The organism is Pontibacter beigongshangensis (assembly GCF_014332515.1).
GTDB classification, from domain to species: domain Bacteria; phylum Bacteroidota; class Bacteroidia; order Cytophagales; family Hymenobacteraceae; genus Pontibacter; species Pontibacter beigongshangensis.
Genome location: NZ_VFSD01000009.1, coordinates 162,035 through 176,316, shown reverse-complemented (window position 1 = coordinate 176,316; position 14,282 = coordinate 162,035). Strand labels below are relative to the sequence as shown.

Annotated in this window: 10 protein-coding genes; 4 read left to right on the top strand and 6 right to left on the bottom strand. The window is 50.9% G+C overall.

Features of this window, described 5'->3' with window-relative positions:
* Window positions 1-921: 921 nt before the first annotated feature.
* Window positions 922-1,839, bottom strand: coding sequence for a DUF808 domain-containing protein (locus tag FJM74_RS09705; RefSeq protein WP_187262400.1), 918 nt, complete (start codon window positions 1,837-1,839; stop codon window positions 922-924).
* A gap of 452 nt (window positions 1,840-2,291) precedes the next feature.
* On the opposite strand from FJM74_RS09705, the gene FJM74_RS09700 reads away from it, so the two are divergent.
* Window positions 2,292-2,489: a hypothetical protein gene (locus FJM74_RS09700; protein ID WP_187262399.1), complete on the top strand. Its 198-nt coding sequence runs from the start codon at window positions 2,292-2,294 to the stop codon at window positions 2,487-2,489.
* 33 nt (window positions 2,490-2,522) lie between these two features.
* Entirely contained in the window at window positions 2,523-3,323 is an 801-nt protein-coding gene (locus FJM74_RS09695) for a PRC-barrel domain-containing protein (protein WP_187262398.1), read from the top strand.
* 350 nt (window positions 3,324-3,673) lie between these two features.
* On the opposite strand, the gene FJM74_RS09690 is transcribed toward FJM74_RS09695, so the two are convergent.
* Window positions 3,674-4,387, bottom strand: coding sequence for an SOS response-associated peptidase (locus FJM74_RS09690; RefSeq protein ID WP_187262397.1), 714 nt, complete (start codon window positions 4,385-4,387; stop codon window positions 3,674-3,676).
* Between the two features lie 295 nt (window positions 4,388-4,682).
* On the opposite strand from FJM74_RS09690, the gene FJM74_RS09685 reads away from it, so the two are divergent.
* A complete protein-coding gene (locus FJM74_RS09685; RefSeq protein ID WP_241739041.1) occupies window positions 4,683-5,903 on the top strand; it encodes a porin in 1,221 nt (406 codons plus the stop codon).
* Between the two features lie 328 nt (window positions 5,904-6,231).
* On the opposite strand, the gene FJM74_RS09680 is transcribed toward FJM74_RS09685, so the two are convergent.
* Window positions 6,232-9,339: a transglycosylase domain-containing protein gene (locus FJM74_RS09680; RefSeq protein ID WP_187262396.1), complete on the bottom strand. Its 3,108-nt coding sequence runs from the start codon at window positions 9,337-9,339 to the stop codon at window positions 6,232-6,234.
* A 994-nt stretch (window positions 9,340-10,333) separates the two neighbouring features.
* Here FJM74_RS09680 and FJM74_RS09675 point away from each other — a divergent pair.
* Window positions 10,334-10,612, top strand: coding sequence for a GNAT family N-acetyltransferase (locus FJM74_RS09675; RefSeq protein ID WP_187262395.1), 279 nt, complete (start codon window positions 10,334-10,336; stop codon window positions 10,610-10,612).
* Window positions 10,613-10,804: 192 nt separating this feature from the next.
* On the opposite strand, the gene FJM74_RS09670 is transcribed toward FJM74_RS09675, so the two are convergent.
* From FJM74_RS09670 to FJM74_RS09660, 3 genes are all read right to left on the bottom strand, one after another.
* Window positions 10,805-11,548: an MbnP family protein gene (locus FJM74_RS09670; RefSeq protein ID WP_187262394.1), complete on the bottom strand. Its 744-nt coding sequence runs from the start codon at window positions 11,546-11,548 to the stop codon at window positions 10,805-10,807.
* Window positions 11,549-11,745: 197 nt separating this feature from the next.
* A complete protein-coding gene (locus FJM74_RS09665; RefSeq protein WP_187262393.1) occupies window positions 11,746-12,855 on the bottom strand; it encodes a cytochrome-c peroxidase in 1,110 nt (369 codons plus the stop codon).
* 104 nt (window positions 12,856-12,959) lie between these two features.
* Window positions 12,960-14,036 carry a cytochrome-c peroxidase gene (locus FJM74_RS09660; RefSeq protein ID WP_187262392.1) on the bottom strand — a complete coding sequence of 359 codons (1,077 nt, stop codon included), beginning with the start codon at window positions 14,034-14,036 and terminating at the stop codon, window positions 12,960-12,962.
* Window positions 14,037-14,282 lie beyond the last annotated feature (246 nt).

The window sequence follows — 14,282 nt, the reverse complement described above, 5'->3', positions numbered from 1 at the left end:
ACTTTAAATTTATGTCTCAATCAATCTCTCAAAGAACGAATGAAAAGAACTGTTTTCTTTTCCGTGAGCCCCTGCTGCCGGGGGCTAATACTGTTTCTCAGTTTGTTTCCCGTAGACCTTCTATCGATTTGGGATTGCAAAGGTAAGAATGTTTTTCGCAAATGCAAAATTTATTCTCAAAATTAATTTTTTGTTTTCAGGTTAGCCCTTTTGGCTTCTTCTGTAACGGGATGCAAAGGTAGGAATTTGTTTCTTATTCGCAAGCGCTAACCGAGGATTTTATTAATATGATCTTCGAAAACAGGTGTTTATTTGTTGCGGGACCGTGTAACCAGCTTGGTATCAATGGGTAAAATCAGATCTTTTAATTTTAAGATTCTCGCGTGGCATGGTTTTACATTTCCTGGTACAAGTAAGTTCTAGATCACTGTGTCTTTCTAGATAACGTTTTTAATGCCTCCAATAAACAGCTGCACCGAGCTCCACTCCTACCACCAACTTATTGCTTTCAGTTAGTCCTCACCTACCGGCATCGCCTTATCTGAACGGAATCAGAAATTATGGCGCATCAGGAAACAGGAAGTAATTTTATCGAGTCCTTCGGGGAAAGTGGGAAAGCATAATCTTAAATTTAACGTCTTGCCTGGCTATACAACAGGTCATGCGCCTGATAAAACAAATCTCTCAAGCTAACTGCAAGCTGAGCGGCCACAGCCTACAATACCTCCGGAGGGGCTTTTTGATTAGAATAATTTTCTCAATTGCCTACAGGCAGATCCTAAATTAGAAGGATTGTGCCGGCAGGATGCTAAGTAGTAGAGCGACACGTTGGATCTGGTACCTTCCTATCCGCTAGCAATGCTGCTATCACGGTACCTGCTAATCTTCGCTTCGTTCAGAAAATGTTTTGGTAGCTGCCCTCTAGATAATCCTGCGTACGAGTTTAACGATCTGATCAATAACAGCACCCAGGATTAATCCTCCTAAAGCGCTTACTAAAACCTTTACAAACCAGCCAAGGGCCGGAATATGGGCCAAAGACTCATCCAACTGGTGCAGGGCATGGCTGGTGAACGGAATTCCGTGGGCTATTATTTCTGCTCCCACCCAAAGCATGGCAGCTGTACCGATGTAGCTGAGGATCACCAGAAAGTTCGGCATGAGTTTTACAATACCGCGACCTATTTGCCTGACCTGCGGATGGTGTTTCTCTTTTGCCATGTGTACGCCAATGTCATCGGCCTTCACGATCAGGCCTACAAACCCATAAACTGCCAGCGTAATAAAAATGGCTACGCAGAGCATGACCACTATCTGAGTCATCAATGTTTTATCGGCCACAGTGGCGTAGGTTATGGCAACAATTTCCGCAGACAGAATCATGTCGGTACGGACGGCCCCTTTCACTCTTGTGTTTTCCAGTTCTTCCGGCGTAATAACCTTCAGGCCCTCTGCAGCATGATCGTGGCCGCCGCCGTGCTTTTTGCTGAACATGGAATGGACCTTTTCAAAGCCTTCGTAGCATAGGTAAGCCCCTCCGAGCATTAAGATGGGCCCGATTGCCCATGGCGCAAAAAAACCCAGCAGCAGGGCCGCCGGACTTAAGATCAGCAGTTTGTTGATAAGAGACTTTTTAGCGATCCGGAAAATAATAGAAAGCTCACGCGCAGGATCGAGCCCAACCACATATTTAGGCGTCACAGCAGCATCGTCAATCACGATACCAGACACTTTCCCTGTAGTTTTTGCTACCTGTGCAGGCACATCATCCAGGCTAGCCGCGCTAACCTTTACCAATGCCGCCACGTCATCTAACAATGCAAGCAATCCTGAAGCCATTTATAGTTGGTTATAATTTAAATTTAAAAAATTCTGATACTCCTGTATGCTGATTTAGGGTCTGTCAGCGGCGTCCGCTCCCCGAGGTGAGCACAGCTTTACGTGTAGTTGGAAGATGAGAGCCGAAACTCAATCTGTGACACGCACCCGCCTGAGCAGACTAACCGGCCAGAGCAGAGTCTTTCTGAGGTAAGCACTGAACATAGAGATCAGAAATGTAGGTGATTTATTGTATCGACACAAATACATACTCCTTAAAATTATGTCAGCAGGCAAAATTATGCTGCGCTGGGTATACGGTGTACTCCCAAAAAATAATACCGGCAGGCGCCCACCAGCAAATATGGCCTTGCTCCAACGTAAAATATGATTTGGGCGTAATGAATATGTCGCTGTGCCTGAACGAACAAGGCGAGGGCGCAAAATAAAATTATGAAACCAACAGTACTCTTATGGCAGAAATAGAAATCGAACGTAAAAAAAAGCCTGTATGGCCCTGGATACTCCTCGTCATACTCTTAGTCATTATTGGCTGGGTCGTGTATGAGTATATGAAAGACACGAACCAGATCGGCGTTCTGGCTCCGACGGCTCCACCCGGGATGATGGCACTGGCTTCGGCAAAGCCTCACTATGGTGCAATTGTTTAAATAAAATAAAGGAAGTTTTTTAACGATAAAGATATGAAAGATAAACGCCTGATGCTGCTTCGCGAAATGAGCGATTACAAAGTAGCAAAAGATAGTACTGATGTGGTGGGCTGGCGCGTGGTAGGCGCCGATGGCGAAGTCCTGGGCACCGTAAAAGACCTGGTGGTGGACCCACAACTCATGAAAGTACGGTACCTGGCCGTACTTGCCGAAAACAAATTCTTCGGCACCGACAAAGACCAGCATACCTTAATACCTATAGGCGCGGCAGCGCTCGATAAGCGAGGCAAGAATGTGTTTGTGTCTTTCCTCGACTCCCGGTCCATCAGCAGGTATCCCTTGTACACAGGCGACCATGTTTCAGAAGACTACGAGTTTGCGATCCGGGATTTCGTACAGCATTCTCAAAACGCCACCTTCCCTGAAACTTCTGAAACCTACAGCCGGGAATTCGACGAGTCGATTAAAAGTGACCGGACCGAACAACGCGTTATCTCAGACGATTTTTATGATAGTGCAGACTACGACGCGAACCGTTTCTATACCTCCGACCAGGACTATAACCGGAGCAGCCAGTTTACTTCAACCGATCCCGATGCAGACCATGGCAGGGCCTTTCCCCGAACTGACCGTGATGTAAACCAGGAAGGCACCTACACCACCAGCGATTATGAGAGAACAGACACCACCTCGGATTTGCGCCATGCCAGCAGCGGCCCCAAATCAGTAGAAGACTCTATTGCCACTATCGAGCGGCTCGAAGGCCTCCGAAAAAGAGGCTCCATTACGGAAGAGGAATTTATTCTGATGAAAAAAAGAGCGCTGGACCAGTAGGCTTACCACACGACATATTAAAAGAGCAGCCACTCCAATAGAGGCTGCTCTTTTTTGTAGCGGTGTCCCAGCCTGAAGCAGGTTGCCACCTGATATGGGGAAATAGGGAAGAAAACACGAAGAGAGAAAACAGGTTCGACGGTTAGAGAGGCCCATTTTATCTGCAAGGCAGAATTATTTCAATCAATAAGGCCCTCCGGATATCTTTCGCTTTGCCGCTGCCGCTACTGCAATAGATAACGTTATTCCCTGTTTTACTCCATCCTGCCGAATCCCGCCTCTATAACAACAGCAGCAGCGGCAGAAACAACTGGATAGTTGTTTTCATTCAAAAAATTCAGGAACGAAGCTCAGTCAGTAATAGAGGCTACCGCCATTTTCTTGCTATCGTAAGGCTTTAGCACCTCGTACCACTGCTTTTCCTGGAGGTGGTTGTTGAGCCAGGTTTGCTCACTCTCGGGGCTAAGGATAACCGGCATGCGGTCGTGGTAAGGGGCTACGGCACTATTGGCACTGGTGGTGATAATACTGAAATACGGCGCGACTTCTCCGGTAGCCAGGTTCAGGCCTTCGCGCCAAAGGCCAGCCAGGCCGAAGGGTTCTTCATTTTTCATGGTAAAGCGGTACTTGTGCTTGGGCGGCTTCACTTTCTTAAGGCGGCTCCGCTCCCCTTTGCTCAGAACCGGGTTGCCAAACAGGTCCAGCTCCGCCCCTTCCTGAGGCTCGGCAGCAGTGGCCTCCTCCTCCGGCTCCACCTCTTTCCATTCAAAGAATCCATCTACCGGAACAAGACAGCGGTTGCGGGGCAACAGCAGCCGGAAACGCGGGATGAACAGCAGGTTCTCCTGGCGCACATTAAAGGGCAGCGTCGGCTTTCCATCAGGTTCCTTTTCCGGCGAAGCCCAGGTAGCCAGCACGGCTTTGGGCGCATCGGGCAGGATTACAGGCAGCTGCTGCGACGGGCGGGCATCGAAGTTGGGCTCAAAGTCCAGCCCTTGTAGCAGGGCAGCAAAACGGTGCTCTTTGGGTACTTTTTTATTGTTGACGGAATAGCGGCCACACATAGTTTTTTGAGTAATATTCCTATAAATTTACAAAAAATAATACTCTTCAAAAAGCTGAAAAAAATCTGCCCCTGAAAGAACTTTTGCATTTGTGTCCAGAAGGCATCTTGTCAGGCAGTTTATAAACAGCAGCAAATTATAGAGACGGATCTAAGGTCCTGATCATGCTGATAAAATGAAAGCCAACGCAGGGTTAGCAGCAAATAATGGCTGCTGAGCTCTCTGTTAGTCCAGTTACCGTAAAAACAAAATACTCCTTACCCATCCCATTACCGGACTCTAGCTGTAGACTTGCATGAGAAAACTACTACTTGGTGCTTTTATTATGTTTATAATCTGGGGGGTAACGCCTGCGCTGGCCCAGGTTCCTGTGCAAAGCGGCCCTTCCCTGAGCTTCAAAAGAGGCATAGGCATTACGGCTCCCGACAGCGCTTTTTCGCTTAACCTACGCTTCCGGATACAAAACCGGGCCATCTATTATACAGACCCGCAGCCCAGCCTGAGCCAGGCAGACTCCGACTTTGAGCTAAGGGTAAGGCGCCTCCGGCTGCGCCTCGAGGGGTTTATGCTGAGCCCTAAGCTCACGTACCTGGTTCAGCTCTCCTTCTCCAGGGGCGATATGGATTGGAGCATGCGCGATAACTCGGCCATTAACACCAGCCCCAACGTGGTACGCGATGCTGTGATCTACTACCGCCCTACGCCACAGCTGCAGCTTTTCTTCGGCCAGACCAAGCTGCCCGGCAACCGGCAGCGTGTCATCTCTTCCGGCGACCAGCAGTTCGTGGACCGTTCCATCGTCAACGTCGCTTTTAACATAGACCGTGACTTTGGTTTTCAGGCTCACTATACTAACCATGTGGGCGGCTTCTATTATATGATTAAAAGTGCCCTGACCTCCGGCGAGGGGCGCAACGTAATTACCACCAATAAGGGCCTGGCCTATACCGGCAGGCTGGAGCTGCTACCCTTGGGCAAGTTCACCAATGAGGGGGATTATTTTGAGGGAGACCTGGAGCGGGAAGAGCAGGTAAAACTGTCGCTGGCGGGAGGCTTGAGCCATAACCGCAAGGCCCGCCGAGCGGGCGGGCAGATCGGGCGGGACCTGTATGAGGAGCGGGACCTGCGCACCTACATCTTCGACGGGCTGCTCAAATACCGTGGCTTTGCCGTTTATGCCGAGCATTTGGCCCGCAGCACCGACAACCCCTTTACATTAAATGCCTCCGGCGACAGTCGCCACATCATCACCGGCAATGGGCAGAACTTTCAGGTAAGTTACCTTTTTAAAAACAACCTGGAGCTGGCCAGCCGCTATGCCCGCGTAACACCGGCAGCAGCCATCAGGGCAGTGGAGCGGCAGGAGGAGACATATGTGGCAGGAGTAACCAAATACCTGCGTCGCCACCGGGTAAAATTGCAGGCCAATGTCTCCTACATCACGTTTACCCATAAGCCCACCAACAGCAACTCCAACACCTGGGGAGCCGCCCTACAATTTGAATTAGGCATCTGAGCCGAAGCAGATGTAAAAAATCTGCTTCGACAATTTCAAAATTAGAAATGCTGGCAGATATGCTTTCTGGCAGCTTTACAAGCATCAAACCTTTCTGAAAATCAAACTAGAGGAATACCAGGTACAAACGCTGGTGAAGTTTGCCAGCAAACACAGACTCAAGCGGTTAAAAGCAAAGCAGCACTTCTGACGGAAATTATTTGAATGAAAATTGCCCTCCTGAAGTGCTGCTGCTGCTGCTGCTGCTGCTGCTGCTGCTCATGTGTCAGCGCAGTTTTTCTAAAAAGTGTAAGTATAGGTTTATGCCATAGCCTGAACTTGTAAAAAACTATAACGGCAGTGCTGCCACAGTAGAAGGTTGCTCCTCATTTACCGCTAAGGGAGGCGCCTCCTGTACAACCGGGGAACTGGCGTCTGGCTCCAAGTAAGGTGTCAGGATGGGGGCCATGCCGCGCAGCACCTGCACCGGCAGCGAGGAAGTAAAGTGAAAGCTCTCTGCCTCGCGCCCTGGCACAAAGGCGGTGAGTGTACCAAAGTGGTTATCTCCGAGAAAGAAAACGAAGGTGGCCGTGCGGTTAATAGACCGTGAGGAAATGCGATGCCCTCTGGAGCTGAGCGTGACGATACGGTTATCGCCGGTACCAGTTTTGCCTCCCAGCTTCAGAACCTCACCCGCTGCCGTAGTAAAACCGCCCTGCAAGCGGCGTGCAGATCCCTCATCCACTACTTCCAGCAGCACCTCCCGCACCACAGTAGCCACTTCCGGTGCCATAACCTGCTCCGTATGGTTGGGCTGGAGGCTCAGTAGAGTTTCGTAAGGCGTTTGAGCCGCAAAATGCAATTGCTCTATGCGCAATGTCCGTTGCCGCACGCCCTTGTTCATGATAATACCCATCAGCTCCGCCAGCGCCTCCGGCCTGTCGCCGGAGGAGCCCAGGGCAGTGGCCAGCGAAGGCACCAGTTTATTGAAAGAGTAACCCAGCCGTTGCCATCTCGGCTGAATGTCCTCAAAGGCATCCAGCTCCAGCATGATCCGAATACGTGAGTCGCGTGCATGCTTATGGCGGGTGCGGAAAAGCCATGCATATACCTCCTGCCGTTGGTGCTCACTGGCTTCCACTACAGCAGGCCAATCTGTGCTGGGGTGTTGCCGCATGTGTTTCAGCAGCCAAAGCTCCAGCGGGTGCGCACGGGCAATATACCCTTGGTCAGACAAATTATAGGCATCAGGACCATACTGATGATACAATTCCATAATCCGGGATTCCGAAAGCTTTTCATCTGGCAATCGGCCTCGCAGAAACTTTCCGAAGCTCACAGAATCTGTTTCGGGGTAAAGGTAGCGGTGCACAGCCGCCAGCCGGACCGGGTGCTGCCGCAGGCCGCTCACAAACAGGCTAAACCGTTCGTCCGGCGATTTGCCTTTGTACTTGTGCCAGAAACGCAGCATAAATACTTTTGCTTCGCGATCAGCAAACCGAGCCAGGTACTCCTTCCGGCGCGGATCCCGGTTGTCTGCCAGCAGCTGGGCACTGTTGGGCACCTGCTGGTTTATGGTGTAGCGCACCACATCGCGGAGAGCACGCACAAATGGCAGGTTGATGGATTTAATTAAAGCCTCCCGCAGGGTGGGGTTGCGCCCGTTGTCTTCGTTGCGGTAGTTATGGAAGGTGTGCATGCCACCACCCGTAAAAAACCGCTCTCCCGGACTGGCTGAATACCGGCGCTCCAGGGCTGCATGAAGTGTAGCCTGCAGGCTCTTGTCCTTTGCCTGCATCAGGTAGCCCAGCACCCAGCGGGTCAAATTGTCCGGCGACTCGCTTAAGGCCTTCCGCAATGCCGGAAGTTCCTGGCTGGCATATTTCTCGTGGATCTCGGCAATTATTTCGAGATAAGTAACCAGCACGCGTAGTTTGGCGGTAGAGCCAAGCTCCAGTTTGCTGCTTTCGTTAATATTAAAAGGCTGGTTCGTATTATCTGTCTGCACACGCACCAGGTTACCTTGTGGGGTGCGCTCCAGCAGGGTAAAGCTGTAAATAACCTCACGCGTATGATCAGCCGACAGCATGTTTTTTCCGACCACCCCAACAGTGGTGGCAAACTCCGGATCCGTCAGCTGATTCAGGTAGGTGCTGACCTGCTCCTGTAAGTTGTTGTGCAGCGTGGTGGTTGCCGACAAGTCCATGCGATCAAGGTCATAAAGCGGCTTGTTCATCAGTCTGGACAGGTAGGTGCGGACCATGAGCACTCCCTTTTTGGTTTCCTGGGGCACCACCACCGGGTTGTTGCCGAAGTCCCGGAACTGTACATCCTGCGCCAGGCCGGCATCGCGCAGTTCCTGGCTTATATACCCGTTCTTTGCCAGCAGCCGAAGGTAGCTGCCTGTTAGCGCATTCAGCTCTTGGTGCCCCTCGGGCGACAGGTAGTAAGAAGGTCTTCGCTGTGCGATCATCAGCGAAAGTACCTGGCGCAGCGCCTGCCCCTGCTCTGCAAGTGCTTCGCCTGCAGGGGTCCGGAGGCGCAGCAGGTGGTTGATTTTGTTAAACTCAGCACCAAACCACACCCAAAGCCCATCTCCCATGCCATGTACCTCGCCATAGCCGGGCGCTCCCGACAGTGGCACAGAATTGATATAAGAGAGCACCAGCTCCCGGCGAGCCGGCAAGGTTTCCTGACCATTCTGATAAACCCGGACACTGGCCGATACCATCTGGCGGAGTTTCTCGTTGGCATCGGAAGTTCTCCCCGCCGGAGAATGACGGTACTTCTCCATCTGGGTAGCCAGCGTGCTACCGCCAATCGTGTTATAATCGAACCCAACCTGCCTGGCGGCTTCGTGCATAGAGGCTTTGGTAAAGCGCACCCAATCAATAGCCGGATTCATAAACGGCTTCTCCTGATTGAGCAAGTCCCGGTTCTCGATAAACAGCAGCGCATTTACCAGCAGCGATGGCAGGGAGTCGAAGCTGGCATACACGCGCCTCGGGTACATAAACCGATAAATAGTGTCTCCCTGCGCATCGGCAATTTGCAGCCCTGCCTGGGCTTTTTCGGGGTAGGGCACAAAGTATCCGCGGGAGGTATAGGATTTCAGTCTCTGGGAAAAAGCAGTCTGGGAGGCTATCTGCAAACCACTCTTCTGCGACCTCTCCAACAGTTTCGGCAGATGCGCATAGCCAAGCCTCAGGTCATAAGGGCCGCCTTCCGGGTAAACTATTTCGCTGCCTGGCCCTTCTACAAGTTTATAATTTAAAGAAGAAGCATAGCGAGAAAACTCTCGTGACTGTAATCTAGAAGTATGCATCTCATAAAATATGAAAATGACAGCACTTACCAGGATCAGAACGAGCACACCAATGACCGTCCATTTAAGTACGCGTCCACGCTTCGTCTCTTTCCTATCCTCAAGGGTGGGACTGTAGTAGTTGGTCAGCATAATTGTACTATTATTCAGTGAATAAGGGGGGAACCTAATATTCTTCTACGTGTATATTGAGATGAAGGTAATGAGCAGAAAAAAAACTTTTCACCCGCTTTTGTTTCCTGTAAATACTGAAGCCTAGGGTAAGTATTAAAAGAGAACACGGTCACTATATCGCACTAAAAATCTTGTTTTCAACCACATACGCCCCCTGAAAGCCTGTTAACAATGGTTGTGACAAGAGTGTGGCCGACTCTATTTTTAGCCGGAAAAGAAGGCCTCTAAAAGAATCAGATTTTCAGGCCAGTTGCTTAAACAATTGCCGCGCTGGCATTCAACAGAAATGCCTTCCTACCTGCGGTTGAACTTCTGCACTTGAATAAATCTGAGAAAATAAGTGGCATTCGTTTTCTTTCCGATTGTCTTTTTAGAAGAGTGACTACCTGGGCACTATCCTCCTCAGGCTCAACAGTCTACGTTACCCAAAGCAGTGTTGCCCCCTGTTACCTGACAAACAAGACGCAATTATTCTTGCAGGCAGCCGGCGCTAATCAGCAACAGGCCAGCGTGTTTTTCTGCCAACAAGGCTCAGGAAATTATTTGTAAGATTCTGGGATACAAGGCATAAGCAGCTATTTCCGGCTGGCCTGCAACACTTGGCTGGTCCCGGAAGAGACATCCGTTCCTTAAAGCAATTATGCTAATCAAAAAGCCCTCCCAGAGGCTATGGCTGCTGCTGCGGCTGCTTTAGAACCGGGAGTAAAACCTGCGGGGGCTCTCCGTGTAATCAGGTGCGTATGGCGGGTGCAGAAAGCGGCTCTATGCCTGAATTATTCGAATCAAAAATCCCCTCCGGAGAAATTTATGCTGCCGCTGAAGATATTTCTTCTGCCAGGATTCTTGATTTCTGCCAGCCTGGCAGCAATACGGGCAGCCGCGGGTACGGCAGGAGGCTGAACCCAGCCGCACCTCTGCCGTACACTCAGTACACATTAAATATGCATCAACTATGAATATAATACATGATAAGGATGATCTGCGTTTTTATGCGGAATTGGAGGGTGAAGAAGCAGAACTGACCTACACGTACCCGGAAGAAGGGATTCTTGACTTTGACCATACCTTTGTGCCCAAAAAAGCCCGTGGCCAGGGACTGGCCGATGACCTGGTTAAAGCCGGGCTTGAGTTCGTGAAAAAGGAGAACTACAAATTTATTCCCTCATGCCCCGTGGTAGAAGCCTTCGTAAAACGCCACCCGGAGTATAACCACTACCAGGAGGAAGTGTGAGCAAAGAAGTATCTTTAAAACAAGGAGAGGCTGCCGTTGCCGGTTAGCCTCTCCTTGTTTTAATTAACAAATTATTCGAATCAAAAAGGCCCTTCGGAGCTGCTTTTAGTAGTAGAGGCTGTTTGCCTTTTACTGGTTCAAAATAATAAGCCGCGTCTTAACTTATTCCTTCCAGGGCGATCTGCATCCATCTTATTTCGCCTCCAGCACCGTAATAAACCCACTCGTATAGTTTTCGGCAATCAGGCTGGGGCCGGAGCCGTGGCCGGAGGAGTTCATGACATCAAAATCGATGAGGTTTGGACCTTGGAAAAGCTCATTTACATTTGCCTGAAGCAGCACCTGGCTGCTACCGTCCTGCCGAGGGTTAAGGGGCTGCGGCAGTTCCAGGGCAAGGGTGCGGTAATTGGTGTCGCCCCCGATATGAAACACCAGCCCGCCGCTCCGTGTTTGCCCGGTGTAGGTGCCAACCAGCGTCAGAAATTTGTAGCCGGTGTCCCAGTCCCAGACCATTTCGTTGCTGGGGTCCAGGTCTCCCAGGTGGTCTATGCGGTGGTTCAGTTCCTCATCAATGCCCAGTGAGAGCTCCAGCCGCTGGTAGGTCCCTGCCGGCACCTCTTTCAGCTCAAACGAGGTTTTTCCATCCTGCGCGATCAGGTGGTAGCTCTCCGGCTCCACATAAATCTGTTCGCCCGCTGAACTGATCAGCTTTACGTTGCTGACAAAATACTTAAAATTGCTGACCGCATAGCTGTCGCCGGCCGGGCTGGTATAGATTACTTCATCCAGCTGCAGGGGCTCGCTTCCCACCACATGTTGAAAAGACACGGTTACGGAAGTAGTTGCCGCGGGACCTTCTTTCTCCTCCTTGCAGGCTGCCAGAAACAAAATGGCCAGCATGGCAACGTAAAAGCCTGATCTTCTAATTCTATACATGTTAGTTCACTTAGTTTAAACACTAAATAATAGTGCTTCAAAAACAATTTTTTGTCGGGTTGCAGAGCAATTATTCTAATGAAAAAGCCCCTCCGGAGCTTTCTGCTTTTGTTGCTGCTGCTTACTAAAACCCACAGTCAATACTTTAGGTAGCACAAGCTACAGACCCGATGTCCCCTTTGTTCCTGTGATCCCCGTTATTTAAAAGGATCTGAGAAGCGCTCGTCCGTGATAAAACTGGAGTCGGTGAGGGCATGCAGAAAGGCGATAATTTTCTGTTTTTCCTCCTCTGTTAGCATGAGTGTTTTGCCGTTCACCTCGTTCGATGCCTCCCTTATCAGCGGGTCTAGGCCGGGGCTGTCGTAGCGCATGTGGTCGTTGTAATGGTCGAGCACTTCCTCCAGGGTGTTAAAGCGTCCGTCGTGCATATAAGGTGCTGTGAGGGCAATGTTTCGGAGCGATGGCGCCTTGAACATGCCATCGTGCCTCGGATTGCCTGTAACTGCCCCCAGGCCCTTGTCGGCAAAAGTAATGTCGAGGCCGTTGTTATGGAATGTTTTCAGTGAGATGAGGGTGCCGCCATGGCAGTCGCCGCAGTTGCCGCCCCGCAGCCTGATGGTGGGCTCCGGGTGCGTCATGAACAGTTGCATGCCTTCTTCGGCAAAGGCGCTCAGCTTTTTAGTGCCCAGCAGGTGCTGATCGTAACGCGAGTTGGCTGAAACCAGGGTGCGCTGAAACTGTGCCAGCGCCTTCAGCACATTCTCTTCCGTGATGGTTGTCGAGCCGAAGGCCCTCTTGAACAGGGGTGGATAAAGCGACGTAGCCTGCAGTTCGTGCACGGCATCTGCCAGGTGCTGGTTCATCTCCACATGATTTTCTATGGGTCCGCTCGCCTGCTCCTCCAGGTTAAAAGCGCTGCCATCCCAGTTAAAGCGGTTGAACCAGGCCAGGTTCGCGATCGACATGGTATTGCGGGTATGCGCTATTCCTAACTCTCCTACCGCCAGCGCTTTGCCATCGGTAAAGGCTTTTTCCTGCACATGGCAGCTGCCACACGACATGGTGTTGCTGCCGGAGAGCCGCTTTTCGTAAAACAGGTGCCGCCCCAGCACTATGCCCTCTTCCGTTAAAGGATTATCGGCCGGCATCTGCTCGATTCTTGGAAAAATAGCGGGCCTTTGCAGCTCATAGGGTGTGGGACCAGCAGCAACAGGATCTGGCTCAGGGGCTTCTTTAGCCTCCGGAGAACAGGAAAAGGCCGGGGCCAGCAACGCCCAGCTTAAAACGACATGTAAAATTGGCTTCATCCTTTTATTTTCCGGTTTTTAAACGAAACGTGCCTTCTTTTGGTATTTGGACATGAATGCGACCATCTAATCTTTGCTGCTCGTGTGCATGCCCAAATAAAATATCAGTTAAAGGGCGAGGAAAACTTCTCGTTTTGAATAAACTCATAATCCGTCAGCGTTTCCAGAAAAGCGATTATCGCCTGCTTCTCCTCCACGGAAAGGGGAATTCCGGCAACTCCCTCTGCTCCCTGCATGACTGCTGCAGCTACAGTAGGCGAGGCTCGTATTCCCTGGCTATAGTGCCGGAGCACCTCTTCTAGGGTGGCAAAACGGCCATCGTGCATGTAGGGTGCGGTAACCAGCACATTCCGGAGCGTGGGGGTTTTAAATTTTCCAACATCGGCCGGGTGGTGTGTGATGCGGTAACGGCCCTGGAAAATCCCTTCATAGCTGTGGTTGCTGAAGTCGCTGTCGAGGCCGTTGTTGTGGTAGCCGTTGTCGGTAAACAAGTCGCCGGCATGGCAGCTGCCACATTTCTGCTGCACCAGCGTAAGGCCTTTCAATTCCAGCTCCGACATTTTTCCACCGGGTTCCTGCCGCACGTATTTGTCGTAGCGGGAGTTGGCGGAGATAAGTGTGCGCTGAAACTGCGCCAGCGCCCGGGCTATATAGGCCGGTTTGATCTCATCCTGAAAGATCAACCTGAAACTGGCCACATAGTCAGGCACGGCTGTCAGCTCGCTTACCAGCTCCTGCAGGTTCTGGTTCATCTCGTCTGGTGCGGTAATAGGGCCAAATGCCTGCGACTCCAGGTTTTTGGCGCCACCATCCCAGAAAGTTCCGTTCATCCAGGCCAGGTTCGCCAGCCCCGGTGAGTGCCGCAGCAGCGGAGTTCCTGCCGCTCCTTTGTTAAGCGCCACCCCGTCTGTAAAGGCCAGCTGCTGCTGATGGCAGGAAGCACAGGAAATAGTGTTACTTCCGGATAGCCTGGTATCGTAGAAAAGCTTCCGACCAAGCTCCACCCCCTCTTCCGAAAGCGGATAGCCAGCCATTACCTTTTCTGGTTCCGGAAAGTTGGCGGGCACCTGCAGTTCTAGTATCCGCACCTGCGGCTCCTGATCCGGCTCCTGCTGGGGCGTGCAGGCGCTTACCAGGCAAAACGCCACTGCAAGGATCCGGGAAACTGATTGTACTGACATACAGGAAAAATAGGTGCCCCTGAACGTTCGGGAACTACGTGACATTAAAAATCAGAAATTCAAAATTAGAAATTATGACAAATGTGCTTTGATAACAGCTATCGTGGCATTTTTACCCGTTCATCATTCGTGCATAGCTGAATTTTTGCTAACAGCTTTGCTCACGTTAAAGTAAGCTCCTGCTGCCGTAAAAACAAATTCCGGATAGCACTCACCTACTGGTGCCACCCGGAATAAACAAAAATT

Coding starts and splice junctions, on each gene's coding strand:
- FJM74_RS09670 (WP_187262394.1), bottom strand. CDS start 11,548: ATGTATAGAATTAGAAGATCAGGCTTTTACGTTGCCATGCTGGCCATT.
- FJM74_RS09690 (WP_187262397.1), bottom strand. CDS start 4,387: ATGTGTGGCCGCTATTCCGTCAACAATAAAAAAGTACCCAAAGAGCAC.
- FJM74_RS09685 (WP_241739041.1), top strand. CDS start 4,683: ATGAGAAAACTACTACTTGGTGCTTTTATTATGTTTATAATCTGGGGG.
- FJM74_RS09675 (WP_187262395.1), top strand. CDS start 10,334: ATGAATATAATACATGATAAGGATGATCTGCGTTTTTATGCGGAATTG.
- FJM74_RS09660 (WP_187262392.1), bottom strand. CDS start 14,036: ATGTCAGTACAATCAGTTTCCCGGATCCTTGCAGTGGCGTTTTGCCTG.
- FJM74_RS09695 (WP_187262398.1), top strand. CDS start 2,523: ATGAAAGATAAACGCCTGATGCTGCTTCGCGAAATGAGCGATTACAAA.
- FJM74_RS09705 (WP_187262400.1), bottom strand. CDS start 1,839: ATGGCTTCAGGATTGCTTGCATTGTTAGATGACGTGGCGGCATTGGTA.
- FJM74_RS09700 (WP_187262399.1), top strand. CDS start 2,292: ATGGCAGAAATAGAAATCGAACGTAAAAAAAAGCCTGTATGGCCCTGG.
- FJM74_RS09680 (WP_187262396.1), bottom strand. CDS start 9,339: ATGCTGACCAACTACTACAGTCCCACCCTTGAGGATAGGAAAGAGACG.
- FJM74_RS09665 (WP_187262393.1), bottom strand. CDS start 12,855: ATGAAGCCAATTTTACATGTCGTTTTAAGCTGGGCGTTGCTGGCCCCG.